The 26,130-nt window shown below is 33.3% G+C and carries 27 protein-coding genes; 13 read left to right on the forward strand and 14 right to left on the reverse strand.

Features of this window, described 5'->3' with window-relative positions; genetic code table 11:
- The first annotated feature begins 9 nt into the window (after window positions 1-9).
- The 5 genes from AC4PRO_RS02070 to AC4PRO_RS02090 all read left to right on the forward strand — a co-directional run bounded on the left by AC4PRO_RS02070 (window position 10) and on the right by AC4PRO_RS02090 (window position 2,605).
- Window positions 10-366, forward strand: coding sequence for a cytochrome C oxidase subunit IV family protein (locus AC4PRO_RS02070; protein ID WP_074721769.1), 357 nt, complete (start codon window positions 10-12; stop codon window positions 364-366).
- Between the two features lie 89 nt (window positions 367-455).
- A complete protein-coding gene (locus AC4PRO_RS02075; RefSeq protein WP_492116114.1) occupies window positions 456-1,097 on the forward strand; it encodes a hypothetical protein in 642 nt (213 codons plus the stop codon).
- An 11-nt stretch (window positions 1,098-1,108) separates the two neighbouring features.
- Window positions 1,109-1,795 carry an SCO family protein gene (locus AC4PRO_RS02080; protein WP_074721767.1) on the forward strand — a complete coding sequence of 229 codons (687 nt, stop codon included), beginning with the start codon at window positions 1,109-1,111 and terminating at the stop codon, window positions 1,793-1,795.
- 5 nt (window positions 1,796-1,800) lie between these two features.
- Entirely contained in the window at window positions 1,801-2,343 is a 543-nt protein-coding gene (locus tag AC4PRO_RS02085) for a DUF420 domain-containing protein (RefSeq protein WP_492116115.1), read from the forward strand.
- Entirely contained in the window at window positions 2,333-2,605 is a 273-nt protein-coding gene (locus tag AC4PRO_RS02090) for a hypothetical protein (protein ID WP_492116116.1), read from the forward strand. Before AC4PRO_RS02085 ends, AC4PRO_RS02090 begins: the two co-directional genes overlap by 11 nt.
- Window positions 2,606-2,617: 12 nt before the next feature.
- Here the strand turns inward: AC4PRO_RS02090 and AC4PRO_RS02095 are convergent, their stop codons facing one another.
- Window positions 2,618-4,027, reverse strand: a complete 1,410-nt coding sequence (locus tag AC4PRO_RS02095) for a DUF4403 family protein (protein WP_492116117.1) — start codon at window positions 4,025-4,027, stop codon at window positions 2,618-2,620.
- A 197-nt stretch (window positions 4,028-4,224) separates the two neighbouring features.
- Between AC4PRO_RS02095 and AC4PRO_RS02100 the strand changes: the two genes are divergently transcribed.
- The 3 genes from AC4PRO_RS02100 to tsaB are packed head-to-tail and all read left to right on the forward strand — an operon-like array spanning window position 4,225 to window position 7,627.
- Entirely contained in the window at window positions 4,225-5,595 is a 1,371-nt protein-coding gene (locus AC4PRO_RS02100; protein ID WP_492116118.1) for a TolC family protein, read from the forward strand.
- Window positions 5,596-5,601: 6 nt separating this feature from the next.
- On the forward strand, window positions 5,602-6,900 hold the full coding sequence (locus AC4PRO_RS02105) for an efflux RND transporter periplasmic adaptor subunit (RefSeq protein ID WP_492116119.1): 1,299 nt from the start codon (window positions 5,602-5,604) through the stop codon (window positions 6,898-6,900).
- 58 nt (window positions 6,901-6,958) lie between these two features.
- Window positions 6,959-7,627, forward strand: a complete 669-nt coding sequence (tsaB, locus tag AC4PRO_RS02110; protein ID WP_492116120.1) for a tRNA (adenosine(37)-N6)-threonylcarbamoyltransferase complex dimerization subunit type 1 TsaB — start codon at window positions 6,959-6,961, stop codon at window positions 7,625-7,627.
- A gap of 9 nt (window positions 7,628-7,636) precedes the next feature.
- Here tsaB and AC4PRO_RS02115 read toward each other — a convergent pair whose 3' ends face one another.
- From AC4PRO_RS02115 to AC4PRO_RS02130, 4 genes are all read right to left on the reverse strand, one after another.
- Complete coding sequence (locus AC4PRO_RS02115) at window positions 7,637-8,464, reverse strand: mechanosensitive ion channel family protein (RefSeq protein ID WP_492116121.1); 828 nt, start codon at window positions 8,462-8,464, stop codon at window positions 7,637-7,639.
- Between the two features lie 80 nt (window positions 8,465-8,544).
- Complete coding sequence (locus tag AC4PRO_RS02120) at window positions 8,545-8,979, reverse strand: YtxH domain-containing protein (RefSeq protein ID WP_492116122.1); 435 nt, start codon at window positions 8,977-8,979, stop codon at window positions 8,545-8,547.
- Between the two features lie 224 nt (window positions 8,980-9,203).
- Window positions 9,204-9,404 carry a dodecin family protein gene (locus AC4PRO_RS02125; RefSeq protein WP_074721751.1) on the reverse strand — a complete coding sequence of 67 codons (201 nt, stop codon included), beginning with the start codon at window positions 9,402-9,404 and terminating at the stop codon, window positions 9,204-9,206.
- A gap of 126 nt (window positions 9,405-9,530) precedes the next feature.
- Entirely contained in the window at window positions 9,531-10,430 is a 900-nt protein-coding gene (locus tag AC4PRO_RS02130) for a NifU family protein (protein ID WP_074721750.1), read from the reverse strand.
- Window positions 10,431-10,588: 158 nt separating this feature from the next.
- Between AC4PRO_RS02130 and AC4PRO_RS02135 the strand changes: the two genes are divergently transcribed.
- Together AC4PRO_RS02135 and AC4PRO_RS02140 are read left to right on the forward strand one after the other, a co-directional pair.
- On the forward strand, window positions 10,589-11,587 hold the full coding sequence (locus AC4PRO_RS02135) for a PorP/SprF family type IX secretion system membrane protein (protein WP_492116123.1): 999 nt from the start codon (window positions 10,589-10,591) through the stop codon (window positions 11,585-11,587).
- Between the two features lie 19 nt (window positions 11,588-11,606).
- Window positions 11,607-12,122, forward strand: coding sequence for a gamma carbonic anhydrase family protein (locus AC4PRO_RS02140; protein WP_074721746.1), 516 nt, complete (start codon window positions 11,607-11,609; stop codon window positions 12,120-12,122).
- Window positions 12,123-12,132: 10 nt separating this feature from the next.
- Here the strand turns inward: AC4PRO_RS02140 and murI are convergent, their stop codons facing one another.
- The 8 genes from murI to AC4PRO_RS02180 form a co-directional block, all read right to left on the reverse strand.
- Complete coding sequence (murI, locus tag AC4PRO_RS02145; protein ID WP_492116124.1) at window positions 12,133-12,909, reverse strand: glutamate racemase; 777 nt, start codon at window positions 12,907-12,909, stop codon at window positions 12,133-12,135.
- 112 nt (window positions 12,910-13,021) lie between these two features.
- Window positions 13,022-13,522: an OmpH/Skp family outer membrane protein gene (locus tag AC4PRO_RS02150; protein ID WP_074721742.1), complete on the reverse strand. Its 501-nt coding sequence runs from the start codon at window positions 13,520-13,522 to the stop codon at window positions 13,022-13,024.
- A gap of 25 nt (window positions 13,523-13,547) precedes the next feature.
- Window positions 13,548-14,555, reverse strand: a complete 1,008-nt coding sequence (locus AC4PRO_RS02155) for an OmpH/Skp family outer membrane protein (RefSeq protein WP_492116125.1) — start codon at window positions 14,553-14,555, stop codon at window positions 13,548-13,550.
- Window positions 14,556-14,592: 37 nt separating this feature from the next.
- Window positions 14,593-17,340: an outer membrane protein assembly factor BamA gene (gene bamA / locus AC4PRO_RS02160; RefSeq protein ID WP_492116126.1), complete on the reverse strand. Its 2,748-nt coding sequence runs from the start codon at window positions 17,338-17,340 to the stop codon at window positions 14,593-14,595.
- Window positions 17,273-18,013, reverse strand: coding sequence for an undecaprenyl pyrophosphate synthase (gene uppS, locus AC4PRO_RS02165; RefSeq protein ID WP_074722074.1), 741 nt, complete (start codon window positions 18,011-18,013; stop codon window positions 17,273-17,275). Before uppS ends, bamA begins: the two co-directional genes overlap by 68 nt.
- Window positions 18,014-18,017: 4 nt before the next feature.
- On the reverse strand, window positions 18,018-18,701 hold the full coding sequence (gene porG / locus AC4PRO_RS02170) for a type IX secretion system protein PorG (protein WP_074721736.1): 684 nt from the start codon (window positions 18,699-18,701) through the stop codon (window positions 18,018-18,020).
- A gap of 171 nt (window positions 18,702-18,872) precedes the next feature.
- Window positions 18,873-19,757, reverse strand: a complete 885-nt coding sequence (locus AC4PRO_RS02175; RefSeq protein ID WP_074721734.1) for an NAD kinase — start codon at window positions 19,755-19,757, stop codon at window positions 18,873-18,875.
- Between the two features lie 72 nt (window positions 19,758-19,829).
- Entirely contained in the window at window positions 19,830-20,486 is a 657-nt protein-coding gene (locus AC4PRO_RS02180; RefSeq protein WP_074721732.1) for a CBS domain-containing protein, read from the reverse strand.
- A gap of 116 nt (window positions 20,487-20,602) precedes the next feature.
- Between AC4PRO_RS02180 and AC4PRO_RS02185 the strand changes: the two genes are divergently transcribed.
- The 3 genes from AC4PRO_RS02185 to AC4PRO_RS02195 all read left to right on the forward strand — a co-directional run bounded on the left by AC4PRO_RS02185 (window position 20,603) and on the right by AC4PRO_RS02195 (window position 24,710).
- Window positions 20,603-21,316 (forward strand): pyridoxine 5'-phosphate synthase, encoded by a 714-nt coding sequence (locus tag AC4PRO_RS02185; RefSeq protein WP_074721730.1) that lies wholly within the window; start codon window positions 20,603-20,605, stop codon window positions 21,314-21,316.
- Between the two features lie 241 nt (window positions 21,317-21,557).
- Window positions 21,558-23,849 carry a TonB-dependent receptor gene (locus tag AC4PRO_RS02190; RefSeq protein ID WP_492116127.1) on the forward strand — a complete coding sequence of 764 codons (2,292 nt, stop codon included), beginning with the start codon at window positions 21,558-21,560 and terminating at the stop codon, window positions 23,847-23,849.
- A 6-nt stretch (window positions 23,850-23,855) separates the two neighbouring features.
- Window positions 23,856-24,710: a DUF4249 domain-containing protein gene (locus tag AC4PRO_RS02195; RefSeq protein WP_492116128.1), complete on the forward strand. Its 855-nt coding sequence runs from the start codon at window positions 23,856-23,858 to the stop codon at window positions 24,708-24,710.
- Window positions 24,711-24,762: 52 nt separating this feature from the next.
- On the opposite strand, the gene AC4PRO_RS02200 is transcribed toward AC4PRO_RS02195, so the two are convergent.
- Window positions 24,763-26,088 carry a hypothetical protein gene (locus AC4PRO_RS02200; RefSeq protein WP_492116129.1) on the reverse strand — a complete coding sequence of 442 codons (1,326 nt, stop codon included), beginning with the start codon at window positions 26,086-26,088 and terminating at the stop codon, window positions 24,763-24,765.
- Between the last annotated feature and the right edge of the window lie 42 nt (window positions 26,089-26,130).

Raw genomic sequence — 26,130 nt, forward strand, 5'->3', positions numbered from 1 at the left:
ATTATTATTATGTCACACGAACACGAATATGTTTCAAATACCAGTAGAATCTGGAAAGTTTTCGGAATATTATCTATGGTTACTATCGTAGAAGTTATCTTAGGTATTCTTAAGCCAGATGCATTACACTTGAGTTATCTTTTAGGGTTAAGTTTGCTTAACTGGATTTTTTATGGCCTTACATTATACAAAGCATATTATATCGTTTACGCTTTTATGCATATGGAGGGTGAAAAAGGCGCTCTAAGATATTCAGTTGTGCTACCAGTAATATTTTTAGTTTTATATTTACTCTTCATTCTATTGACGGAAGGTAATTATATTTATGGGGTTTTTAAAGATTCGACCATTAAATGGAATTTTTAACAATATATTAATTCAAAAAAAAGGGTATCCGTCGCGGCGGATGCCCTTTTTTATTTTATTTTTGTACCTTAAATGACACCTTCATTATAATGAAAAAAAATATCGTTCTTTTTGTTCTTTTTATATTGCCTATAGTGGCTTATCTTTTTTTTGCTTCTGGTGTAAATGGTTTTACTAAATTACCCGTTATTACCCCTAAGGTGAATGATTTCGGAAATTGGCAATCTTTAGATGGAAAAAAAGTTTCTTTAGATAATAAAATAACAATTTTAGGTTTTGGCGGATCTAATCTTTTGGAAAACCGAGGTAATCTTTTCAATCTTAATGAAAAGATATACCAGCGCTATCATACTTTTAAAGATCTTCAGTTTGTTATGCTTTGTCCTTTGGGTACAGAAGATGACGTTAAAAGCATTTTGGATGCTTTAGACGAATTTACAGATGTGTCTCAATGGCATTTTTTGTTTACCACTCCTCAAGAGATTAACTCTTATTATAGTCAATTAAAATTAGTTGGAGAGTTAGACTCGCATTCTGGAACTCCAGATGTTTATATCTTGGACAAAGCGAGAAACCTTAGGGGAAGAAAGAAGGTGAAAGAATATAAAGAAGGCTACAATACTTTTCATCCTTCGGAACTTAGTAATGAGATGTTAGATGATTTTAAAGTGATCCTTTACGAATATCGAGCAGCACTTAAGAAAAATCACAATGCTACAAAGCAACTTTAAATTTAGGTTATATGTTTAAAAATAAATCATACATCGGGATTTCGTTTATTATTCTTGTTTTTGGAATATATGCAGTTCCTAAAATAATATCGCGAATACAAAATAATGAAGTTGTAAAAGGAGACCGTTTAGACAAGGTTGAAATGACAAACGCAACAGATGAGAAGTTAATCAAAATAGGTCCGGCACCAAAATTTGAATTAATGAATCAAGAAAACATGAAGATTACAAATGATAGCTATAAGGGCAAGGTTTATGTTTTAGAGTTTTTCTTCACGAGTTGTCCTTCTATTTGTCCAAAAATGAATCAAAGCATGTTATTGATTGAGAAGAAATTTTTTGGTAATCCAAATTTTGGTATAGTATCGATCAGTATTGATCCTAAGCATGACACACCCGAAGTTTTGAAAGAACACGCCAAATTTTTGGGTGTTAGATCATCAAATTGGAACTTCTTGACCGGTGATAGGGATTATATTTATGATTTGGCTAATAAAGGTTTTAATCTTTATGCAGGAGAAAATAGTAAGGTAAATGGAGGCTTCGAGCATTCAGGTCTGTTTGCTTTGATTGATAAAAACGGAAATATCCGATGCAGAAAAGACGACTTTGGGAATCCTATCTTGTATTATGATGGTTTAGACAAAAAAGGAGTTAGAGATATTCAACAAGATATTAGTGTTTTATTAGAAGAATAAATAAGATGAAAGAACAAAATTTAGAGCAGAAATATAATAAGTGGATAATAGCAGTATCTATCATAATACCGGTTGCAGTTGCGTTTCTTTTTGGAGTGAAACTAAAAGATTTTGGTTACAATGTGGAGCCTCTTTCTTTTTTACCTCGTATTTATGCCACTACAAATGGCATAACGGCTATTTTATTAATAGCCGCTGTTATTGCAATTAAGAACGGTAATAGAAGGCTACACAAATCATTGATGACAAGCGCTATTGCTTTGTCTGTGGCTTTTCTTGTAATGTATGTTGCTTATCATATGACTTCTGATTCTACCAAATTTGGTGGAGAAGGCGTTATAAAGTATGTATATTATTTTATACTAGTGACACACATCATATTGTCAATTATAATTATTCCTTTAGTTTTGATTACGTATGTTCGAGCTTGGGCTCAAGTGTTCGACAAGCATAAAAAAATAGCTCGCATTACTTTTCCTATCTGGTTGTATGTGGCTGTTACTGGTGTTGTCGTTTATTTAATGATTTCGCCTTACTATGTCAGATAGAATAACAGGAAATAAAAAACTGGAAAAAAGAGTTATGAAAAAGAGAGTTACAATACTAATTTTTATCGTTTCTTTATTTTTTTCTCTTAATGTTGAGGCACAATGTGCCATGTGTAGAGCTGCATTAGGAGGTAAAGAGAATAATGTGCAGGCGCAGGCAGTGAATGACGGTATCGTTTACCTGATGGTGATTCCTTATGTTCTGGTTGTGGGTATTGGTTATGCCGTGTATCGCATGAGAAAAAACAAAAAGACGGACTAAGTCAGATTGTTTCTATTTTAGTCCATCAATTGAAATATTTATTTCCCCATTTACTTTGATCAAAGCGATTATAGCATTGTTTGTTAATTGCACTTTTTGGAATCGTATGTCTTCGACCTTTCCGTTTACAAACACACCAGGCATTGGAGAGTAATTTTTCAGATAGCTTGTTATTGTGTTTTTACCAGCGTCTAGATTACTTTGGATTGAATAGCGACAGTTCTCTTTTATTTTGCGAAGAACTAATCCTTGGGCAAGCCAGTTCGCCGTTCGCATTAATTTATTCTTAGTATCTAAAACGTAATCCAAGTCGTTAAAAGATATTTCTTTAGACTTGTCGTCGTACTGAGGAAAACCGGCTAAGTAAATTTTTCCGTTTACAGACCCTGATAAATCTAGAGCAATAACCATTTTGCCGTTTTTGTGCCAAATTGTAACATCCTGTACTTTTACTTTTTTGCCTCCTGATTCAAATTCTTGCCCGGCAAAATTTTTCTTCATTATTTTAGAAGCATCGTTGTAGGTAGATACGGTAACAATATTAGCTGTAATCTGATTTGGAATTTTAGTAACAGGTTTTAAAGTTATTTTGTTCAAATCAAATTTTGATGCGGGTTGTTGACCTATTATAGTTTCTATATTGCATTTCATACCCATTTGTAGTGAAAATTGATCATTCTGTAGTTTCGAGGCGGTAGTATAGATTTCCAAAGGAACTATTCGTAGCCAACTTTCATAGTCGTCATTCATTTGAAATGGCATACAAATTTTTTCTAAGGCGGTTAGTACATTTGGTTTGAAATCCATTGATTTTCCCACTGCTTCATCAATTTTGCGCTCTATTTTAGACTTGAATAGTTTTATTGCTGGGTTGATTAGATAGGTAACAGGAATGTTTTTTCCAAAAACAGTTGTGGTAGGACTTTCATTCCAGTCTAAAGAACTCAGTTCTGTTTTGGTGTTTAATTTCCAATTAGTCAAGCTAACCTCACTTGTTAATATCACCACTCCGTTAAGGTTGAACTCTTGGGTTTTGTAGAATTCGGTACCTAGTGTCTTTGTGCCTATTCTGTATTTAACTAAAACTTTTAGGGGTAACGTAGTTTTTATTCTGTCTCCTGACTTTTCATTGGTATTTTCGATGGTTATGGGGGCTAACTTCCATACTTTTATTTCTATATTGTCATCTTCAATGTTGCTATCTTCGTAGATTAATCCGTTTAAAAGTGCGTTACTTTGGTGTTCAATGTCTTTAAGTTTAACGGTAATTGGCAAAGTAATAAAAGAGGGAGTATTTTCATACACCAAAGGACTTGCATCGTCTGGTTCCGGTTTTAAGGAGCTTATTTTTTGCGAGGGAGAGCAGCTAAAGAAAAGCATGAATGTGAATGCGGAAAATAGGAATGAAGTACGTTTTAGCATTTGTAGTGATTTGAGGTTGCGAAATTAGTGAAACAAATATATTTTTTTGTTTTTTTGTAACAAAAGCATATTTTTAATGTCTAATTAATTTTATATGATAGGCTACGTTCATCAAGATTTTGTATTTTTATTCGAAATTCAAGGAATGAAAATGTTACTTTCGCGTAGCCGTTACATTACAATTTATTTAAAGAGATATGTCAAATAAAATTTATTTTAGTTTAATTCTATTACTACTGTACAGTCTAACCTCAAATGCTCAAACCAAAAAGTGGACATTAAAGGAGTGCGTTAATTATGCGTTGGAGCATAATATTTCAATCAAACAGACGGAGTTAGATATTAAAACGTCTACCATTGATAAAAGAGGAGCAATAGGGAGTTTTCTTCCATCGCTAAACGCTAATGCATCTCATTCGTGGAATATTGGTTTAAACCAAGATATAACGACGGGACTTTTGCAAAATCAAACGACGCAGTTTACTTCAGCTGGAGCTAATGTGGGGATCGATATTTACAAAGGTTTACAGAACCAAAACTCACTTAGAAGAGCCAATCTTTCTATTGTCGGAGCTAAATATCAATTAGTAAAAATGAAAGAGGATATTGCGCTTAATGTAGCAAATGCCTTTTTACAAGTGCTTTTTAATAAGGAAAATTTAAAAGTGCAAGTAGATCAAAGGAGTATTAATGAAAAGCAGTTAGTGCGTTCGCAGGAATTAGTAAATGCTGGGACAATACCTAAAGGAGACCTGCTAGATGTTAAAGCTACATTAGCATCTGATAATCAAAAAGTGATTACTGCCGAAAATTCTTTGTTGATTTCTAAACTTAGTTTAGCGCAATTACTACAATTGGACAGTTTTCAAGATTTTGATGTTGTAGATGATACTGAGGCAAAAGATGTAAATAGTATATTGTTGCAGACACCAACAGCTATATATGATAAGGCGAAGGAACAAAGAACAGAATTGAAAATAGCCCAAACTAATCTGGAAATAGCGGAAAAAAGTGTGGCTATCGCAAAAGGAGGTTTGCTACCGACTTTAATAGGATTCTATAACTTCAATACTCGGATTTCGTATGCTGATGTTGCATTGCGTGACAATACTGGAAAAGTTATAGGAACACAAGCTCCGCCTCCATTTTTTACTCAATTCGGAGATAACAAAGGGCAATCGTTTGGAGCGCAATTATCGATTCCTGTGTTTAATGGATTTTCAGCCAGAAATAATGTAGAGCGTTCTAAAGTAAACTTGGAGAAATCCAAAATTGCCGTTGAGCAGCAAAGTTTAGATTTGCAAAGAAATGTCTATACAGCGTTTACTGATGCAAAAGGGGCTTTAAATGCCCATGAATCGTCCATAGTGGCATTAGAGTCGAGACAGGAAGCCTATTATTATGCAAAAGAAAAATTTGATGTTGGCTTAATGAATTCTTTCGATTTAAATCAATCTCAAACCTTATTGTCTAATGCACAGTCCGATGTGCTTAGGACTAAATACGATTATATTTTCAAAATTAAAATATTAGAATTCTATTTTGGAATTCCTATCATTAAAAACTAATAGATTATGTCAAAGAAAACGATTTATGTCTTAATAGGTGGTGCCATTGGTGTTATCGCTTTATTAATAATACTTTCAAAAACTGGAGTTATTGGAAGCAAAGATAAAGGCAAGGAAGTCGAAACAGCTATAGTCAATGCTACAACTATCGTTGAAACTGTTTCTGCTACCGGTAAAATTCAACCCGAAATTGAGGTTAAGATTTCCTCTATGGTTTCTGGGGAAATCATTTCCTTACCTGTTATAGAAGGGCAAGTAGTTAAAAAAGGGGATTTATTAGTTAAGATAAATCCAGATTTATATACATCAAGTTTAAATAGAACGATAGCAGGTTTATCGGGATCGAAAGCCGGATTGACTCAGGCTGAAGCCCAGTTTAAAGAAGCGAAATCAGGCTACGAAAGAAACAAAGTGTTGTTTCAAAAAGGGATTATTTCTAAATCAGATTGGGATAAAGCAATCGCTTCCTTTGAAGTTGCTAGAGCTACAAAAGAATCCGCATACTTTAATGTAAAAAGTGCTTCAGCTTCGGTAAGCGAGGCTCAGGATAACTTAGGGCGAACTGTAATTTATGCTCCTGCTGACGGTACTATTTCGATGCTTAATGTGGAGTTGGGTGAAAGAGTATTAGGGACGCAACAAATGACAGGTACTGAAATTTTAAGAGTAGCGAACTTGAATAACATGGAAGTTGAAGTAGATGTAAACGAAAATGATATTGTAAAAATTAAAGTAGGTGATGCCGCTAAGGTAGAAGTTGATGCTTATTTAAAAAAACAATTTAAAGGCACCGTTACGGGTATTTCTAATTCGGCTAGTTCAGCTTTAACAGCAGATCAAGTAACTAATTTTAAAGTAAAAGTAAGAATACTTAAAGAATCATATTTAGATTTATTAGAAGGAAAGCCAGCAGCTTATTCTCCTTTTAGACCAGGAATGACAGCAACTGTTGATATTATAACTAAAACAAAGAAGGATGTATTGGCAGTGCCAATAAGTGCTGTAGTTGTTAAATCGGATACAGCGGCGGTTAGCGATAGTAAAGTATTGGATCCTGCTGATGATAAAAAAGAAGTGCCAAAAAGCGATAAAAAATTCGAATGCGTTTTTGTAAAAGTAGGGGATAAAGCTAAAATACGCGTTATCAAAACTGGAATTCAAGACGATACAAATATTGAGGTGAAAATGGGTCTTAAAAAAGGAGATGTCGTAATTGTAGGGCCGTATACTACTGTTTCTAAAGATTTGAATTCGGGTGATATGGTGTTTATTAAATCAGAAAACGTCAAAGAAAAAAGCAAATAGTTTATTTTTAGATTTGTACTTTTGCCGATAAATAATTTGGATCCTAAATATAAAAGTATTGGCCTATATTCTTAACATCGAAACTTCAACGAAAAATTGTTCAGTAACAATTGCTAAAAATGGAGAAACCGTTATATGTAATGAAATTGCAGAAGAAGGGTATTCACATGCTGAACGCTTGCATGTTTTTATTGAAGAAAGTCTAAAAGAAGCGGGTATTGTATATAAAGACTTATCTGCGATTGCGGTGAGTAAGGGACCGGGATCTTATACCGGTCTTCGCATTGGTGTTTCTGCTGCTAAAGGCTTATGTTATGCATTAAGTATTCCTTTAATAGCAGTTGATACTTTGCAAATATTGGCAGCGCAGGCGTCTGTTTTTGATGGGCTGATTATACCAATGATTGATGCCAGAAGAATGGAAGTGTATAGCGCGATATTTACGCCAGAATTAGAAAGTAAAAGGGAAACTCAGGCGCAAATTATAGCAGATAACTCATTTGAAGAGTTAGAGGGATTAGTTTACTTTGTTGGGGATTGTGCTGAGAAAGCGCAAACTGTGTTGATGAAGGAAAATTTTATATTCTTGGAAGAAATTAAATACCCTTCGGCAAATCAAATGAGTGCTCTTAGTTTTGAAAAGTATAAAATAAATGACACAGTTGATGTCGCTTATTTTGAACCTTTTTATCTAAAAGATTTTATGTTAACTACTTCAAAAAAATAAGTAAAATAGTTAGTTTGCAACTTTAGACATTTCTTTTACATACGGTTGGATTATTATTCCTGCAGCATCAAAAGCGGTTTTGCAATTTTCTAAAGTTTCAGTAAAAACAGCTCCGAAGTCTGCACTGTTTGCCCAAGGGCGCACTGCAAGTTCAATTGCGCTATCGGTTAGGTTTTTTACAAAAACTTCTGGTTCTGGTGTTTGCAGGACTTTTGGATTTTCGTTTAAAATTGAAAGAATCAAATCTTTCGCTTTCTTGATATCAGAATCATAAGAAATTGCGAAGGTTAAATCAGCTCTTCTAAATTTTTCCAGAGAGTAATTGGTAATTGTCCCATTAGATAATATACCGTTTGGAACAAATACTGTTTGATTGTTTGGAGTAGTTAGTTTGGTTACAAAAATTTGAATTTCACTAACTGTAGCAAACACACCTTGTGCTTCTATTGTGTGTCCTACTTTAAAGGGTTTAAAAAGAATAATTAACATTCCTCCTGCAAAATTAGAAAGCGAGCCTTGAAGCGATAGTCCTACGGCGAGTCCCATTGCTCCTAAAATGGCTACAAAAGAGGAGGTCTCTATTCCTAATTTTGATATGAATGTCACAAATAGTAGTACTCGTAAAACCCAAAGTAGAATATCTCCTAGGAAATTAGTCAAAGTGGGGTCTAATTCCCTCTTGACCATAACTTTTCTAATTAACCTATTTATGATTCGTACTGCATAAAGCCCTACAAATAATATAAGAAATGCAGAGATCATTTTTGGGGAGTAGTCAATAAAAACTTTTACGAAGGTACTGGCGTAATCAGTAACGTATTTTTGGTCTAGATACATTTTTAAGGTAATAAAAAACCCTCTCAAAAGAGAAGGTTTATGTTTATGTTGCAAAAATACGAATTATTATTATTTAAATACTAATCGGCGTCTTCTTCAACTCTATTTCCGAATTCCTTTGAAGTATTATCGTTAGTTAAAGTGCCTTCGTTTTCCGTCATTTCAGCGTGTGATTCTTTAGTTTCTTTGATCGCGGCTTCTGTTTCTTTTAATGCTTCTGTGGCACTTCCTTTTACTGTATTAGCAATGTTTCCTAGCATATCGCCTGCTTCGTGAGCATATTCACCAATGACTTCTTTTGTTTGGTGTGCATAATCATTAGCTTTTTCAATAAGTGGAGTAGCAGTCTCTTTAGTTTTTTCTATGGATTCTTCTACGAATGATTCTGCTTTCTCTATATATGGTGTGGCATTTTCTTTTACTTGTTTTAAAGCTAATTCCGCTTTGTCGGCCAATTCATTTGTGGCTTCTTTGGCAGAGCCAAATAATCTTTTTAAAAATGATGTTACTCCCATAGTTCCTAGTGTTACATTAGAGTACAATAGTAATCATTTTTTTAACGCGGAAAGATATTAATTCAATAATAGTTTGCTGATAGTCAGAGATTAAGTGATGTGTTTTTTTATATTTGATGAATAAAAGGAAGGTTTTATGTGCCTTAAGGAAATTCTTTTATAAAGGCACCGTAAATAAAAAAAGCGTCCTTGACGAGACGCTTAATTGACTCTTTCAATTTGAATTATTCAAGTTCAAATGTCACTTTGAGTGTAGCTCTGTATTCGGAAATTTTACCTTCAACTACAGCTGCACTTTGATCTTTAATATAGACTGATCTTATGTTTTTTACCGATTTCGAAGCTTTAGCAATCGCTTTGTGTGCGGCATCTTCCCAACTGACCGTTGAACTGGCAAGTAATTCAATAACTTTTAATACTGACATAATTTCTATTTTTAAGGTGAACTTAAATTTAGTAATTATTTTCTAAAAAACGAATCAAAAAGCGTATTAATTTTATTAAATAACACAATGTCAATTAGTTGTATTGTTTTTTATGAGCTAAATTATTTATGCATTTACTGCTTCTACTTGAATTTTCTCATCGTTAAGCATGCTTTTTAACATGTTTTCAATACCAGATTTTAATGTAAATGTTGAAGATGGACAACCACTACATGCACCTTGAAGTATTACTTTTACAATTTTATCTTTTTCATTGTAAGAATCAAAAATAATATTTCCTCCATCAGCTGCAACAGCAGGCTTCACATATTCTTCAAGTATATTGATGATTTGTTGGGAAGTGACATCTAGTTTGTCAAACTCAGCAGTTTTAGATTTTTCTTGTTTATCAGTAGAAACACGCATAGATTCATCAAGGACTATGCCTCCGTTTTCAATAAATTGTTTAATGAAACTTCTAAGTTCTAATGTTATTTCTTCCCAGTTGTTGATTTCATATTTTGTAACAGAAATATAGTTTTCATCGATGAAAATTTCTTTCACATAAGAAAATTTAAACAATTCTTTTGCTAGAGGAGAGGCAGCGGTGTCATCGATATTTTTAAACTCTATTGCGTTTTTTGTCAACATTCGACTTACAACAAATTTTAGTGCAGCTGGGTTTGGAGTTGTTTCTCCATAAACTGTTATGGGCTGTTTTTTTGTTTTGTTTTCTTCGATTGTTATAATTGTTCCTCCATTATTAGCAAAAGTATTGATTTGCTCTGCTACAGCATCTTTAACATCTTCCCATTCTACGATGTTATATTTTTCGATGGCTATGAAATTACCAGATATATATATTGTTTTTACAAAAGGTAAGTAAAATAGTTGCTGTGCAAGTGGTGATGATTTCGCCTCATCTATGTTTTTGAATTCAAAACTTTCGTTTTGAGTAATGAAATCTTCAAATTCAAATTTAAGTATACTTGGGTTTTGTGTTTCTTTTATGGTAACGTTTGTCATGATATTTATAAATTTTTACAAATTTACTAAAGTTATTTTCTACGATTAGCTATATTTGATTTATTAATGAATAAATTAACTTTAGTTTAATTATTTAGAGTAGTTTAATTTCACTTTTTAAGTTTTTTAGCATCCATTTTTCAATTAATATTGTCTCAATGTATTTCAAAATTAAATTTTTAACTTTTCTTTTCTTGGTTTCGTCTTATACCTATTCTCAAGAAGGAATAGCAGTCTATTCCGATTACTTGTCAGACAATTACTATTTGATCCATCCGTCTATGGCGGGGGCAGCTAATTGCGCTAAAATAAGATTAACAGCACGAAAACAATGGTTTGGTCAAGAGGATGCACCAGAACTTCAAACTATAAGTTTTAATGGAAGAGTTAGCGAAAAAGCAGGTGCAGGTATTATCCTTTTCAATGATAAGAATGGGTATCATTCTCAAAAAGGGGTTAAGCTTACGTATGCTTATCACCTTATGTTTTCTAGGGACGAAATCGATTTGAATCAATTGTCTTTTGGTATTAGTGCAGGTTTGATTCAGAGTCAATTAGATGAAACTAGTTTTATGCAATCGGGAGCATGGGATCCACTTATTGACGGTACTATAGTGCAGAAAGATTCTTATTTCAATGTCGATTTTGGAGCGTCGTATAATTATTTGGATTTTTATGCTCATGGAACTGTTAAAAATGTTATTGAAACAAGAAGAGATATTTATAGTGAGTACGAAAGTGATAATTTACGAAAATATTTATTGAGTGTAGGTTATATTTTTGGAGATAGGGACAGGGTATTATTTGAACCTTCTGTTTTATTTCAGCTTGTTGAAAAAACACAAGAAAAATCACTTGATGTAAATTTGAAAGCCTATAAAAACATGGATTTTGGAACACTTTGGGGCGGTTTATCCTATAGACGTAGTTTTGACGGTGCACAATATTCTAATAATAGTGGTGTTTCTAGTCAAAAATTACAATACTTCACTCCAATCATTGGAGTTAATTACAATAATTTTATGTTTGCATATACGTATTCGCATGTGTCTGGTGCTGTGAAATTTGATAATGGTGGTTATCACCAAATTACCTTAGGTATCAACTTGTTTTGTAAGCCTGTAAAATATGATTGCAACTGCCCTGCCATTAATTAAAATTTAATTTAGTCATATAATGTTAATAAAATCTGTCAACGGAAAGTCGCCTCGTATACCTGAGGATTGTTATGTGGCTGAAAATGCTACTATTGTGGGTGATGTAAGTTTTGGGGAATCTTGTAGTGTTTGGTTTAATGCCGTCATTAGAGGAGATGTAAACTTTATTAAAATAGGTAATAAAGTGAATATCCAGGACGGAGCAGTTATTCATTGTACCTATAAAAAACATCCTACAATTATAGGTAATAATGTATCAATTGGACACAATGCAATCGTTCATGGTTGTGTCGTTAAAGACAACGTGTTAATAGGGATGGGAGCAATAGTAATGGACAATTGTGTTATTGAGAGCAATTCCATTGTAGCTGCTGGTGCCGTGATAACCCAAAATACAACGGTTGAATCTGGGTCAATCTGGGCTGGGGTTCCTGCCAGAAAAGTGAAAGACATCGATCAATCGGATTTTGCAGGTGAGATTGAACGGATTTCTAATAATTATGTAATGTATTCCAGTTGGTTTAAAGAAGAGTAAGATCCTTGACTTAAAAGTCTTTTTCTATCACGTCATATTTATTTTGTAAAATTCCCCGTAATACTGTTGGATTTGCATTAGTATAAAAAATAGCTTTTCCGTTTTTTTCTGTTGTGAAGCCCACTTTTTCTTTTAAAAGATTTCGCGTTTGCTTAGCCACAGCTTCGCCTGAATCTATGATTTGAATATGCTCGGGTAGTATTTCTTTTATTTGTGGAATCAGATAAGGATAATGACTACAACCCAATACTAAGTAATCAATATTTGCGTTAATCATAGGAGCTAAATAGGAGTGAAGCAATTGCGTCATTTCTGGGGAAATCATTTTCCCACTTTCGATAAGTGGGACTAACCCATGACCTATCTGATCAATAATTTTAGTGCTTTGAAACTGTTTTGCGGTTTTATTAAAAAGTTCGCTGATAAGGGTTCCTTGTGTAGCTAAAATGCCTATCGTTTGTGTTTTTGAATTTGTGGCAGCAGGTTTTATAGCAGGTTCTATACCAATAAAAGGAATATCATATTTTGCTCTTAGTTCTCTTATTGCATTTGTGGTTGCGGTATTACAGGCTACTACAATCAGTTTACAATTCATTTTGAGTAGTAAGTCAGTGTTTTTCATGCTTAGTGCAATAATCTCTTCTTTTGATTTCTGGCCATAAGGAGCGTTCTTGCTGTCGGCAAGATATATTGTTTTTTCATTTGGAAGCAAATGGTGTATCTCTCTCCATATTGAAGTACCGCCAATGCCTGAGTCAAAAATGCCTATTGGTTGGTTGTTGTCCATTAAAACAAAGTTAAGTGGTATGGATTAAAATTCCTAGATAATTTATTGAGCAAAAAAAATACCGCTCAATCCTTTAGAGGTGAGCGGTATTTTATATTAAGATTTTTATTTTCTAGAAGCCTAAATCTTTTTTCACGTCGGCAGTCAAATTTGTACCGTCAGCAAGTAAAAGTGTAGAACCGTCTAACACATATTGGAACCCTTTAGCTTTTCCCACTTTTTGGATTGATGCTCTTACTTTTTCCATTAATGGTTTTACAATATCAGATTCTTTTTGTTGTAATTCTTTTTGAGCATTATCTCTAAAATCTACAATTCTTTTTTGCATATCCTGAACTTCTTTAGAACGATCTCCGTTTATTGCATCAGTAACAGTAGCAGACTCAGCTTCGTATTTTTTTAATTTTGCTTGATACTCTTCAACCATTTTTTTGTAATCGGCATCATAAGTTCCGCTTAGTTTCTCTAATTGCTTTTGAGCATCTAACATAGCTGGCATTTTAGCCATGATTTCACTTACGTCTACGTGAGCTGTTTTTGCTTGTGCGCTAATTGTTTGATTTGCTCCTAACATGAATATTGCAGCAATTAATAAAGTTTTAATCTGTTTCATCGTTTTTAAAATATTAAGTATTAATTTATTGTTTTAGTTTTAATTGTTCTTCTCTGGCCTTCTTAATTGAGTCTCTTTCTTGGAGTATTTTTATTCTTTTTTCTTCTAAAGCTTTCTTTCGATCTTCAATTGTTTTTTTGCGATCTTCTAGTGTTTTGGCTTTAGCGTCAAGTTGTTTTTGTTTTGCATCATCGGTTACTGATTTTGCTGCTTCTTTATTAGTGTTGATATTAGTTTCTTTTGTGTCTTCTGTTTTAGATAAATCAGAAACCGTGCCGTTTTTTTTAGCTTCTCTATCTGAAAGTATTTTTTGTCTTCTTTCCTCAAAGTCTGCTTTCTTTTTTTCCTGTTCTAACTTACGATTTGCTAAAATTGAATCTCTTGCGGCTTTTTTCTCGTCCAATATTTTTTGTCTTTCCGATAAAAAAGGATTGTCTTCAATAGCATCTTCTTTACTTTCTTTGGCCTGCTGAGCTTCCAATTGCTTTTTTGTTAACTGTTCTCTTTTTTCAGATCTGTTCAGTACACGTAATACTTGATCGCTTATGTCAAACCTTTTTGCGGCAAATAGCATAGTCAAATCAGAAGATTTGTCGAAAACAAAGTCGTATTTTTTTGCTTCTGCTATGTCTTGGACCGCGGTGAATACTTGGTCCTGAATTGGTTTAACCAAAACAGATTTTTGGATTATCAAATCGCCATTAGCACCAAATCTTTTTTGCTGAAAATCCAGCATCTCATTTTCAAGGAACTTAATTTCTAATTCTCTCTCTTCGATTAATCCTTTTGTTAGTAAAGGTTTCTCAGCGGTGAGAGCATCTTTTGTTTTGTTGATTTCGATTTTTTTGGCCTCAATTTCTTGTTTCCATTTTTGTGCTTTTTGCTCTAATTGGATAGTTGCTTCGGCATAATTGGGTACATTCTGTAGAATATACTCCATGTCTATGTAACCTACTTTAGTACCTCTCGTTTGAGCATTAATTGTATTTAATACAATCAAGGCTAAAAATAGTATTAAAAAATGTTTTCTCATAACTTTATAGTATTAGAAAATCGTGATTCAATTTTGTTTAAAATTGTTGTCCAATAATAAAATGGGTTTCCCATCCATGTGCTGTAGTCTCCCCTGGAGCAGCATCGAACCCATGTCCGAAATCGATACCTAGTAGTCCAAATGCTGGCATAAATACACGTAATCCAACTCCGGCAGATCGTTGTAAGTCAAATGGATTGTAGCTTTTAAAGTCCTTGTATGCCGAACCTGCTTCTAGAAATCCTAAAACATATATAGATGCAGATGATTTTAAGGTGATAGGATAACGCAACTCCATTGAAAACTTATTGTAAACAGTAGCTCCAATTTGTTGTCCAAATCTAGGGTCGTTTCTATCTTCGATTATTGGCGTCAAGGTATTGTCCTTATACCCTCTTAATCCTATTGTTTCTCTACCATCCATCGAGTAATTAGCCATTCCACTACCGCCTAAATAGAATCTTTCAAATGGTACTGCTCCTCGATCTTGATTGTATGTTCCTAGGAATCCAAATTCACCTAAAGTTCTTAATACTAATTTACCATAAATTTTTGTGTACCAATCTGCTTTAAATTTTATTTTGTAATATTCTAACCAATTAAATTTCTTTTGGTCCACTTTTGCAGGATCCGCAGCAGCATCTTGATAGTTAAAAACTTTGTTTCCAGCAGCATCGATATAATCGCCTATTGCAACTGTATTACCGTTTTCATCTACTGTGTTTGATCTATCTTCTGTGTTTTTTAATTTATATTCTTCCTTATCTCCTAATGTAGCATAATCGATTCCGTTCAACAGCGAGTATGGTGGTGTTAGTTTTGCTGAGATACTAAACTCTGAGCCATAAGTGGGAAATATAGGATTTACGCCTTTATTGCTTCTAGATAGACCTACTGTATAAGCGAAGTTTCTTGAAGCACCATTCCCAAAAGTAAATAGTCCCGTGTTATAGTTGTTCAAATCATAATGTTGGTAACTTACTGATTGTGATAAAACAAAGAAATCATCTGGCACAGTTAATCTTTTTGCTAATCCAACCGACAGTGTTAGGATATTAAAACTTTTTGTTTTGTCTACTCTTTGTGTAGCGAAATTATTTAAAAATTGTTTACTGTATGAGATTGAAGAGCTAAATGAAACTGGTTTTTTTTGTCCAAACCATGGTTCAGAAAACGAAACGCTATAGGTTTGAAAATAGGTACTTGCCTGTAGTCTTAAAGATACCTTTTGCCCATCACCCATAGGTAAAGGTTTATATGCCTTTTTATTTAGCAGGTTTCTTGCTGAAAAGTTGTTGAACGACAGTCCTAATGTCCCAATAAATCCACCGCCACCATAACCTCCTTGAAGTTCTATTTGGCTGGATCCTTTTTCAACAAGTTGGTATTCGATATCAACTGTACCGGCAGCTGCGTCAACATTTTTAAATGCAGGATTAATCGCTTCAGGGTCAAAGAAGCCTAGTTGTCCAATTTCACGAATTGTTCTAACTAGCAATTCCTTACTGTATATTTCTCCTGGCTTAGTTCGCAATTCTCTATAAATTACACGGTCGTTTGTTTTGTCATTTCCAGTGACCGTAATTTTATTGAAGTAGGCTAATGGACCTTCGTTAATTCTTATTTCGAAATCAATCGTATCGTTAACTGTTTTTACTTCAACTGCATTTATGTTTGAAAATAGATAGCCATTATTCTTATATAAATTGTCAATGTCTTCCCCGTCAGGTTTTGATGCGTCAGCAATTCTTTTTTGTAGTAGAACTCCATTATAAGTCTCTCCTTTTTTAACACCTATTATTCTGCTTAGTAATTGATCTGAATAAACTGTGTTTCCTAAAAACTTGATGTTTCCAAAATAATATTTATTTCCTTCTTCTACATTAATTTTTATAGAAAGTGCGTTTTTGTCTTTAAGATAAGTAATAGAATCGGAAATTATTCTAGCATCTCTATATCCTTTTTCTTTATAAGAAGCAATTACTTTTTCTAAATCGGTTTTGTATTTTGCTTTTATAAATTTAGATGCTTTTAATACACGAAAGAAGCTTTTTTGTTTGGTGTCTTTCATCGCTTTGCGTAATGTTTTGTCTGATAACTTTTCGTTACCAATAAAATCAATTTCTGCGATTTTTATTTTATCACCTTTATCAACGTTTACAACCATATTTACCTGGTTAACTGTTGATGTATCTGGTACAACATTTATGTTTACCTTAGTGTTGTAATATCCATCTTTCTTGTATTTATTCTCTATGTAGTTTTTTGTCGTAGTGATTAAGTTTTCGTTGACTACTTTACTTTTTGTAAGGCCGTTATCTTTTATTAGAGCTTCCGTTTTGTTTTTCTTAATCCCAACAAATTTCACGTTATTTAACTTAGGCAATTCTTTGATTTCTAAATCAAGATAAATGCTGTCATTTTCGATTCTGTTGATGTAAAATGAAATTTCGTCAAAAAGCCCCAGTTTTCCTAGTTTTTTAATAGCGCTGCTAATCTCTTCTCCGGGGACAGTAATTTCCTGTCCTTTTTCAAGACCAGCAAAAGTGACAACTGTTTGATCGTTGAAACTGATTTTGTAAGTAAGGATAACATCGGCTAATATGTATTTTTTACCTTGATCGAAAGGAACTCTTTCTTGAGCTTTAATTTGTGAAAAACTTCCCAATATTAATAGGGTAAGGACTGCTTTTATACTTTTATTCAACACTAAAAAATTATTTAATTTGTTCACTTGTTTTTCCAAATCTACGTTCTCTTTTTTGATAACTAATGATAGCCTCATATAAATTTTGTTCTTTAAAGTCTGGCCACAATACATCAGTAAAATATAATTCTGCATAGGCGATTTGCCATAGCAGAAAATTACTTATTCTATGTTCTCCACTTGTTCTTATTAATAAATCTACATCGGGTAAATTTTGCGTGTAAAGATGCTCATTTATAATTGAATCGTCAATAGAGTCTACTGAAATTATATTATTTTTAACTTTATTACTGATGTTTTTTACGGCATTTACGATTTCTTCTCTCGAACCATAACTCAATGCTAATGTTAAGGTCATGTGAGTATTATCCTTAGTTTTATCTATTACATCAAGAAGCTCCTTTTGAGCTGATTGTGGTAATTTTTCTATGTTACCTATAGTGTTCAATTTGATGTTGTTCTCCTGTAGTGTTGGGAGTTCTTTTTTTAATGATTTTATTAGAATCTTCATTAAAGTATCAACTTCCAGTTTCGGTCGGTTCCAGTTTTCTGTGGAAAAGGCGTAAAGAGTTAGATTCTCTATGCCTAGTTTGGCGCAAGTTTTTATAATTGTTTTTACGGATTTTGTTCCGCTCTCATGTCCGAAGGCTCTTAGTAGGCCCTGTTGTTTTGCCCATCGTCCATTTCCATCCATAATAATGGCTAAATGTTGGGGTAAATTATTCTTATCTATATTTTCTAATAAATCCATTTTCTTAGTAAGCACAATAGCATGGTTTTTCTCCAAAGGTATAGGTTAACGTTAACCCTGAAAAAACATACCAGTCATTATTATTTATATTTCCAAATTGTAATGGTTTCAAACTTTCATTCTTCGGATTGCTTCCGTCTAGATTGTCAGTAAGAGTATAACGAGCGCCCATTTCTAATCCTAGTATTAAACTAGGCGTGATATTTGATTTTAGTCCTAAAATCATGGGTATCGCAAATGAATTTGCACTTTTATCTTTTTTCGTTTCTCCAGAGACTATATATAACTCATCATATCTAAAATAACTGATTCCAGAATAGATATAAGGAGTGATTTTGCGCTCTAATTGATGAAGATTAAAATCAAAAAAATTGAATTCAAGGCCTAAAGATACTTCTTTTATACTATTTTCAAAATTATAGCCTCTTTGACTTCTACTGCGTTCTTTTGAATCAAGATCATTTGAAGTGATTTTTGATTGGGTATAAGAAAAACGGTAAGCATGTCTTGGGCTTTTGTTCCATTTATAAAGTATTCCAAAAGCGGGTTCGTTTGGGGAAATATAGGTAGTAGGGCCAATGTCGCCTACGTAGTTACTTCCACCTAGAAAAACTCCAACTTCATGTATTTGTGAATACATCGTCATACTTAGGAATAAGCATATAAATAAGTTAAAAATTTTGTTCATTTTGATTAAAATTGCGTGCAAATATAATAATTATCGTTTCGAATCAATACCGATTACCTTAAATGTGCCCATTATTTAAATAATTAGCACTATAATCGATATTGGATAAGGATTTGTTAAAGGCGAAACGAAAAAAGGGACGATAATAGTATAATTTAGAAATAAATAAAATTAATTCCTTTTGTCTTCACCCCACAATAATTTGGTGCGTAGTGTTTTTAGAAACGTTTCTTCAGGGATTTCGACCATGTTGATTTGAAAGGGAGTTTTACTAATGGTCAGTATGGATTCATTTTTTACAGAAGTAATTCTAGAATCTAATGAAACCAGATAATGCTCTTCTCTTCCTGAAACTTTTAATCTGATTTCTGTTTCATCGGGGATAACTAGCGGTCTTGCATTCAGGTTATGAGGAGCAATCGGCGTTATTACCAGACTTTTTACGTCTGGAGTTAATATGGGGCCTCCACAACTTAAGGAATATCCGGTTGATCCTGTAGGTGTGGATACGATTAAGCCATCGGCCCAGTAGGAGTTTAAAAATTCACCATTCAGGTAGGTATCAATTGTTATCATTGAAGTGGTGTCCTTTCGGCTCACTGAAATTTCATTCATAGCAAAATTTATGTCTTGTAGTGCCTCGTTTGTAGGAGTGCAGGACAAACTCAACAGTGTTCTTTTACTCAAGGTATATTTTTTGTCAATTACAATTTGTAGAAACTCAGCGATGTTTTCTTTTTGAACAGTAGCCAGAAAACCAAGTCTTCCAGCATTGATTCCTAAAATAGGAACTCCGGAATCTCTTATCAACGTTGCTGCTCTTAATATAGTTCCGTCGCCACCTATGCTGATTAACATGTCAAAACTTTGGTCTAATTCGGTATGTGAAGAGAAAGTATTGTATTCTTTTTTTACAATTTCCTTTTCATAAAGCAGTTCTAAAAAAGAAGCTTCAATGACTAATTCTACATTATTTTTATTAAAAAAAATGAAGATGTCTTTTATAATGGGTTCTGTACTATTTTGATAATATTGACCGTATATGGCTACTTTCATTATTTTGCTGAATCGTTTGTTTGTAAAATCTTTGAGTTGATGGGGAGCTTAGATTTGTAACTTATTAAACCATTACATGTTAAGGTATTTGTCTAAGTATTCTGAGCGTTCTTTTAAATTATTAATGTAATTGTCTTCTTGGTGTTCTGATATTATTTCATAATTGTACCTTCTAAAAGACTGGATTATTTCATTAATGGCACCCAGGCTTATTTTCATTGTCACTTCAACACTATCGACATCAGATTCTGAAATAAATAGGCCTAAAAGTTTTCCGTCATTGCTCTCTACGATTTGCGTAATCTGACTCATAGAATAATCTAGCACTCCTTTTTTTACCTTTATAATTCTTCCTTGTTCTTTCAAAAAAGGAGTTTGGTGAAAAAAGCTCATAATGTCGTCTATTTCATAATAGCCAATATAGCTATTGTTTTCATCCAAAACAGGAATGAGATTCGTGTGGTTTTTTGCAAAGACTTCTAATACTTCGAGCCAAATTGAATCTGTTCTGGTGAAAAAACTGGCAAGCGTATATCTGTAATCAATTACTTTTTTGTCATTATCAAAAGTTTCAATGTCTTCAGATGATATACTACCAATGTAAACGCCTTCTTCAACAACAGGAAAATGTGAAAAAGTCAAATCATCAAAAAAGTCTTTAACAGACGAGATAGTGTCTTGGCTGTCAATCGCTTTAAAGTCAGTGGTTATGTAGTTTGTAATTTCCATCTTAATTAAATCCTCAATTTTTATGCAAAATAATCAAAAAAAGGCAAAATCTCCTACCTTTTACTTTGTATTTTTGTATCCATTATACAGTTATTTCATAATCAAAAAGTATTCCAATGACAAAGTTAAGTGTAAATATCAACAAAATAGCTACTTTACGTAATGCGCGTGGAGGAAATGTACCTGACTTATTAAAAGTGGCTACTGACATTCAAAAATTTGGTGCCCAGGGAATCACCATACATCCACGTCCAGATGAGCGTCACATTCGCTATCAGGATGCTCGTGATTTAAAAGCAGTCGTTTATACCGAGTTCAATATAGAAGGAAATCCACAACATAATTTTATTGATTTGGTTTTAGAGTGCAAACCTGAGCAAGTAACTTTGGTCCCTGATGCGATTGGGGCTATAACCTCTTCGGCAGGTTGGGATACAGTAAAAAACCAAGCGTATTTAACGGAGATGATTCAAGAATTTCAGCGCAATGGCATTCGTACCTCTATTTTTGTAGATCCACGATTAGATATGATTGAGGGTGCTAAACAAACAGGAACAGACCGCATCGAATTATATACCGAAGCCTTTGCACATCAATATGGTCTGGGGAACAAAAGCGGAATTGACCCCTACGTAAAAGCGGCTGTTTTGGCAAATGAATTGGGATTAGGAATCAATGCAGGACATGATTTGAGCTTGGAGAACATTCAGTTTTTTAAACAAAACATTCCCGGATTACTGGAGGTCTCTATAGGTCATGCCTTAATTGCAGAGGCATTGTATCTAGGTTTAGAGAATGTGGTGAATATGTATTTGCAAAAATTAAAATAAGATAATTAGGGCGTGACCCGCGAAAAAGCGGGTCGGGCTATGCGCTGCAATCTTATCTAGTATTTCGCTATCGCTCCATACTAGATAAGGATTTCCGCTGCTATCCCTCACGCACAAAAAATCAAAATAGTAAAGGTAGTTTTAATGCGATTTATATTATTATTTAGTTTTATCTAGTACGCTTAAAAAAAATAATTTATACTGAAAATGCTTACTTTAGCGCTTTCTTAAAAATGAGCTATTGAAAGCATTTATACTCTCTTCTTTTTTATTATTATTTGGTTTTACAATTACAGCTCAGTCTACAATTACCGTAGATGGTTTTGTAACAAACAAAGAACAGCAAGCTATTGTTGGGGCTAATTTAATATTTGTTTCTAATGCAAATAGGTATGTCACTACAACAGATGTCACAGGTGCATATGTCATTAAATTACCCATTGATTTTTATGCTATCGAAATTCGTTATGTTGGTTCTATTTCGCAAAATTTAAATAATAATTTTCATGTCAATACATCGCTTAACTTTACTTTAGAAAAAGAACGCAGTGCGTTAAAAGAAGTGGTTGTATTGTCAAACTCAAAAAAAATGCTTTCTGTCTCGTCAGGAAATAGTTTTTCATTTATTCCTGAAAAGCTAACCTCAGTACCTTCTATAATGGGAGTTCCAGATGTTATTAAATTATTACAACTTACCCCTGGAGTGCAAAATTCGGGTGATGCAAATGGTTATTTATATGTCAGAGGTAGTGAGCCAGGTCACAATTTAATGCTATATGCAGCTACTCCTATCTACGGAATGGCGCATTTATTGGGCGTTTTTCCGTTTTATAATGCTGACCATATTCAAGAAGTTCAATTTGATAAGTCTAATTCAAACGCAAGAAACGGAGGAAGATTGAGTGCTACAGTTGCCGTATTGCCGAATAAAAAAATACCGAATAAATTTTCGGTAAAAGGTAATTTAGGTTTGTTGGCTTCTCAAGCTACCTTTGCAATACCTATAAATGCAACAATGGGATTGTATATTTCGGGAAGAAAAACATATATAGATGAAATTATTGCGCCTTTATTTGATTCTTCTAATAAGAATGAAAATAGTGATGTTAAGGATTTAAAATATAGTTTTGGAGATAGTAATTTGACGTTTATTGCTTCCCTTACAAAGAAGCACTTGTTTACCGTGGATGCTTTTATAAGTGGAGATGTTCTTAGAATTACGGATTCTAATCTAGCACTTAACGCAAATTTAAAATGGAGTAATACGGCTATTTCGCCTACTTGGCAGTACCAATTATCCGAAGGAACTGTAATGACTAATTCAGTTTACGTTACTAAATATGAAAACAGCCTGCACATGGAGCAGGCAACGGTAGAAATGGACATAACGTCGTATGTTAAAGATTTTGGATTTTCTAATGCCGTTAAGTATTCTATAAACGGTATTCCATTTGAAACCGGTTTGCAATATAGTATTTATGAGTTGCAACCTCAAAAAATAGAAGTAAGTAATCTAAGTGCTAATTCGAATAACCAGCAATCAACAATCAATAGAGCAAATAATCTAGCTTTATATACAGCTTCAAAGCCAAGATTGTCTAATACGCTTTCTGCAGAACTCGGGTTACGCATCAATTATTATTCGTCAGATAAAGGGAGAACGTCTTATTTACGTGCTGAACCAAGAGTACTTTTAAATTATACTCCTCATGAAAAAAAATCTTTTTTTGCTTCTTATACTCGTCAGAATCAATATTTGAATCTGATTACAACATCCAGCGTTGGGATTCCAACTGATTTTTGGGTAGCCAGTTCGGATGGTATTCCGGCACAATTTTCTAATGAATTTTCTATTGGATATAATCAAAAATTAAAAAAGCCGTTTGATTTTTCGTTAAACACCTTTTATCGCACAATGAATAATTTGATTGAATATCCATATGGGGTAACTCAATTTAATGAAATCACGAGTTTTAAAAATGATATTTTAGTGGGAAAAGGGGAGTCTTATGGTTTAGAATGGATGCTAAAAAAAGATGTCGGAAAATTTAAAGGTTGGCTGAGTTATACTTTAAGTTGGGCAAACCGTCAATTTGATGAAATAAATGATGGAGAGCGCTATTTTGCTAAATATGACCGCAGACATAATTTAGCGTTAGTAGGAACTTATGATTTAAATCAAAAATGGAATTTTGGATTAACACAAATCTTTAGCTCTGGGAATCGTTTTACAACCCCTACATCATGGTATTTTTTTAATAATAATCCAGTAAAGGAATATGGTAAATATAACAATGCACAAATGCCAAGTTATGTTCGCACTGACTTATCTGTCAATTATTATTTTATCAAAACAAGAGATAAGGAAAGTGCTCTTAATTTTTCTATTTTCAATACTTTCAATATAGAAAATCCAATATATACCGTTTTGAATGTTGCCATTGATAAAGACAAACAAAAAATAGAGGTAACTCCCGAGAGAAAAACATTATATTCCATTCTGCCTTCTATTAGTTGGAGATTTAAATTTTAGATAATTATGAAACAGTTCATTTTATTGTTTTTTTGTGTGCTTTTTTTAAGTTGCAATCAAGATGATTTTGATAAAAGTGCCCAAGCAGAGTCTAAGATTGTGGTAGAAGGATGGATTGAAGCCGGTGATTATGCACAAGTGATATTATCTACAAGTATCCCTATTGCGACTCCAGTTGACTCAACTACTATTCTAAACCATGTAATTAGGTCAGCTAAAATCACCGTTTCTGACGGAGAACAAGAAGAGGTTCTAAGGTTAAAAAGGAATAGTGATCGAATTCCCCCATTTGTTTACTATGGAAGTGAATTAATTGGCCAATCCGGAAAGGAGTATTCTTTAAAAATCGAATATTTAGATCGAAAAATTGAAGCGAAGACAACAATTCCTAAAACTGTTATTTTGAAGACCGCAACTTATATTAAAGAGAATCCGCAAGATACGACGGGTTATGTGTTTATAACATTTGACGACCCTGTTTTAGAGAAGAATTACTATCAAGTGACAACAAGAATCGAAAAAGAAGAGCCTATTTTTGTGCCTGCTTTTTATGGAAACCTTAATGACAATAGTTTTACTTCGAGCTCAGTTTCTATACAAATTAATAGGGGGATTTTAATTTTTCCTAAAACAAAATTCAAGCCTTATTTCACTGATGGAGATTTGATTTATGTCAAATTGAGAACTTTAAACAAAGATACTTTTGATTTTTGGAATAGTTGGCAAAACGAAATAGTAAACGGTAGAAATCCTATTTACCCTTCAAATACGAGTTTAAAATCAAATTTAACAGGTGCCTTAGGACTTTGGGCAGGCTATGGTCAAAGTACAATTGTAGTAAGAACTCCCGCAAAAAAATAAAGCCGAACTGAATAAGTTTTCAGTTCGGCTTTAAGTTAGTTATTGAAGCTATCTATCTTTCAAAAGACTTTAAAAAATCTTCGAATTTTTTTTCTAAAGCATCAAATCCAGTAGAGAAATAAGCGCTCATTTCAACTTCAGTATTGTCGTTGAATTTTAGGTAAAGTACCTCGTCGTAATATTGAACAAGGGTTCCAGTTGTGTTACCATTCCAATTCCAATATCCACCATTGATGCTATTGTCTTTAACCCAAACAGAATAATTAGTATAGCTAGATCCTTTTTCAGATTTCTGAATCACATCAGCAATTTTTGTTCCGTCTTTTTTAGATACTAAAATCAATTTGGTATTTTTGTTTTGAGAATTTGCTATTGCTTCAGAATAGGCTTTGTTGTACTCGTTGATTTTAGTATAGTAGGTGCTAGTATTATAATTAGGCTCTGTTAAAACTTTTTCTAAAGCAGCTTCGTCATTTGCTAATCCAGTAATGTCAATGTCAGCAACAATAACAAAATTGTCCATAATCTCAACAAGTCCATTCGCTTTTCCTCTGTAAGAAACTAATACATTGTCTCCTAATAATGCATCAATTTGTGCAGTACTACCAGCAGTGAATTTTACCAGATTCTTGTCTTTGTATGTGAACAGTGATTCAGCTGAGTTCGGATCTCCCTTTTTACCGCTGATTTCATAAGTATAACCGTCATTTAAAACCATTTTAAAACTAGAATCATCTGGAGTTTCTTTGCCATTTGAATATTTAGCTTTAGTTACAAAAGTCGCAGCTTGTACTTTGTCAATAGTCAAAGTAGCGTCAACAGATGTTGGCAAGTAAAACTCATCATTTACTGTAGTTCCTGTTTGCCAGTTGTAAGAATCTTCAAGTTTCACTTTTATATCAGATGAAACAGCTGTGGATGATAAAGTAGCATTGTTTACTGTTTGCGTTGCTTTTGCAGGGAAAACAAACTTTAACTCAGTAGTTGAAGCTGTTTTAACCCAAGTCTTGTCTGTGTTGTTCCATGTATAAATACCATAAACACCAGAGACGTTAAGGATGTCTGCTATTTCATTATCATTTTTACCATTAAAAATATCAACTGAATTAATATCTAATAAATTCCCTAAATTTTGAATTGCTTCAACAGCTCCAGAAGTTTTAGATTTATCCATTTCAACTAACATTGCATTTGCTTCCGCTTCAAGTTTTACCTTTTGTTCTGCTGGAGTTAATTTAGAATAAGGCTGTTTTATCAAATTTGCAATTTGCTCACTTAGGGTTTCTGAAGTTACCGCTGTGTCTTCAGAGTTGTCACTACTACATGAAGTGGTAAGTTGAGCGACAATAAGACCCAATAAAAGGAATTTTTTAATCATTTTTTTTTATTTAAAGATTGTTGCTATTAATGTTATTTAACA

This window comes from Flavobacterium sp. DW-iso2 (genome assembly GCF_058725285.1).

Coding starts and splice junctions, on each gene's coding strand:
- AC4PRO_RS02070 (WP_074721769.1), top strand. CDS start 10: ATGTCACACGAACACGAATATGTTTCAAATACCAGTAGAATCTGGAAA.
- AC4PRO_RS02075 (WP_492116114.1), top strand. CDS start 456: ATGAAAAAAAATATCGTTCTTTTTGTTCTTTTTATATTGCCTATAGTG.
- AC4PRO_RS02080 (WP_074721767.1), top strand. CDS start 1,109: ATGTTTAAAAATAAATCATACATCGGGATTTCGTTTATTATTCTTGTT.
- AC4PRO_RS02085 (WP_492116115.1), top strand. CDS start 1,801: ATGAAAGAACAAAATTTAGAGCAGAAATATAATAAGTGGATAATAGCA.
- AC4PRO_RS02090 (WP_492116116.1), top strand. CDS start 2,333: ATGTCAGATAGAATAACAGGAAATAAAAAACTGGAAAAAAGAGTTATG.
- AC4PRO_RS02095 (WP_492116117.1), bottom strand. CDS start 4,027: ATGCTAAAACGTACTTCATTCCTATTTTCCGCATTCACATTCATGCTT.
- AC4PRO_RS02100 (WP_492116118.1), top strand. CDS start 4,225: ATGTCAAATAAAATTTATTTTAGTTTAATTCTATTACTACTGTACAGT.
- AC4PRO_RS02105 (WP_492116119.1), top strand. CDS start 5,602: ATGTCAAAGAAAACGATTTATGTCTTAATAGGTGGTGCCATTGGTGTT.
- AC4PRO_RS02115 (WP_492116121.1), bottom strand. CDS start 8,464: ATGTATCTAGACCAAAAATACGTTACTGATTACGCCAGTACCTTCGTA.
- AC4PRO_RS02120 (WP_492116122.1), bottom strand. CDS start 8,979: ATGGGAGTAACATCATTTTTAAAAAGATTATTTGGCTCTGCCAAAGAA.
- AC4PRO_RS02125 (WP_074721751.1), bottom strand. CDS start 9,404: ATGTCAGTATTAAAAGTTATTGAATTACTTGCCAGTTCAACGGTCAGT.
- AC4PRO_RS02130 (WP_074721750.1), bottom strand. CDS start 10,430: ATGACAAACGTTACCATAAAAGAAACACAAAACCCAAGTATACTTAAA.
- AC4PRO_RS02135 (WP_492116123.1), top strand. CDS start 10,589: ATGTATTTCAAAATTAAATTTTTAACTTTTCTTTTCTTGGTTTCGTCT.
- AC4PRO_RS02140 (WP_074721746.1), top strand. CDS start 11,607: ATGTTAATAAAATCTGTCAACGGAAAGTCGCCTCGTATACCTGAGGAT.
- murI (WP_492116124.1), bottom strand. CDS start 12,909: ATGGACAACAACCAACCAATAGGCATTTTTGACTCAGGCATTGGCGGT.
- AC4PRO_RS02150 (WP_074721742.1), bottom strand. CDS start 13,522: ATGAAACAGATTAAAACTTTATTAATTGCTGCAATATTCATGTTAGGA.
- AC4PRO_RS02155 (WP_492116125.1), bottom strand. CDS start 14,555: ATGAGAAAACATTTTTTAATACTATTTTTAGCCTTGATTGTATTAAAT.
- bamA (WP_492116126.1), bottom strand. CDS start 17,340: ATGAGGCTATCATTAGTTATCAAAAAAGAGAACGTAGATTTGGAAAAA.
- uppS (WP_074722074.1), bottom strand. CDS start 18,013: ATGGATTTATTAGAAAATATAGATAAGAATAATTTACCCCAACATTTA.
- porG (WP_074721736.1), bottom strand. CDS start 18,701: ATGAACAAAATTTTTAACTTATTTATATGCTTATTCCTAAGTATGACG.
- AC4PRO_RS02175 (WP_074721734.1), bottom strand. CDS start 19,757: ATGAAAGTAGCCATATACGGTCAATATTATCAAAATAGTACAGAACCC.
- AC4PRO_RS02180 (WP_074721732.1), bottom strand. CDS start 20,486: ATGGAAATTACAAACTACATAACCACTGACTTTAAAGCGATTGACAGC.
- AC4PRO_RS02185 (WP_074721730.1), top strand. CDS start 20,603: ATGACAAAGTTAAGTGTAAATATCAACAAAATAGCTACTTTACGTAAT.
- AC4PRO_RS02195 (WP_492116128.1), top strand. CDS start 23,856: ATGAAACAGTTCATTTTATTGTTTTTTTGTGTGCTTTTTTTAAGTTGC.
- AC4PRO_RS02200 (WP_492116129.1), bottom strand. CDS start 26,088: ATGATTAAAAAATTCCTTTTATTGGGTCTTATTGTCGCTCAACTTACC.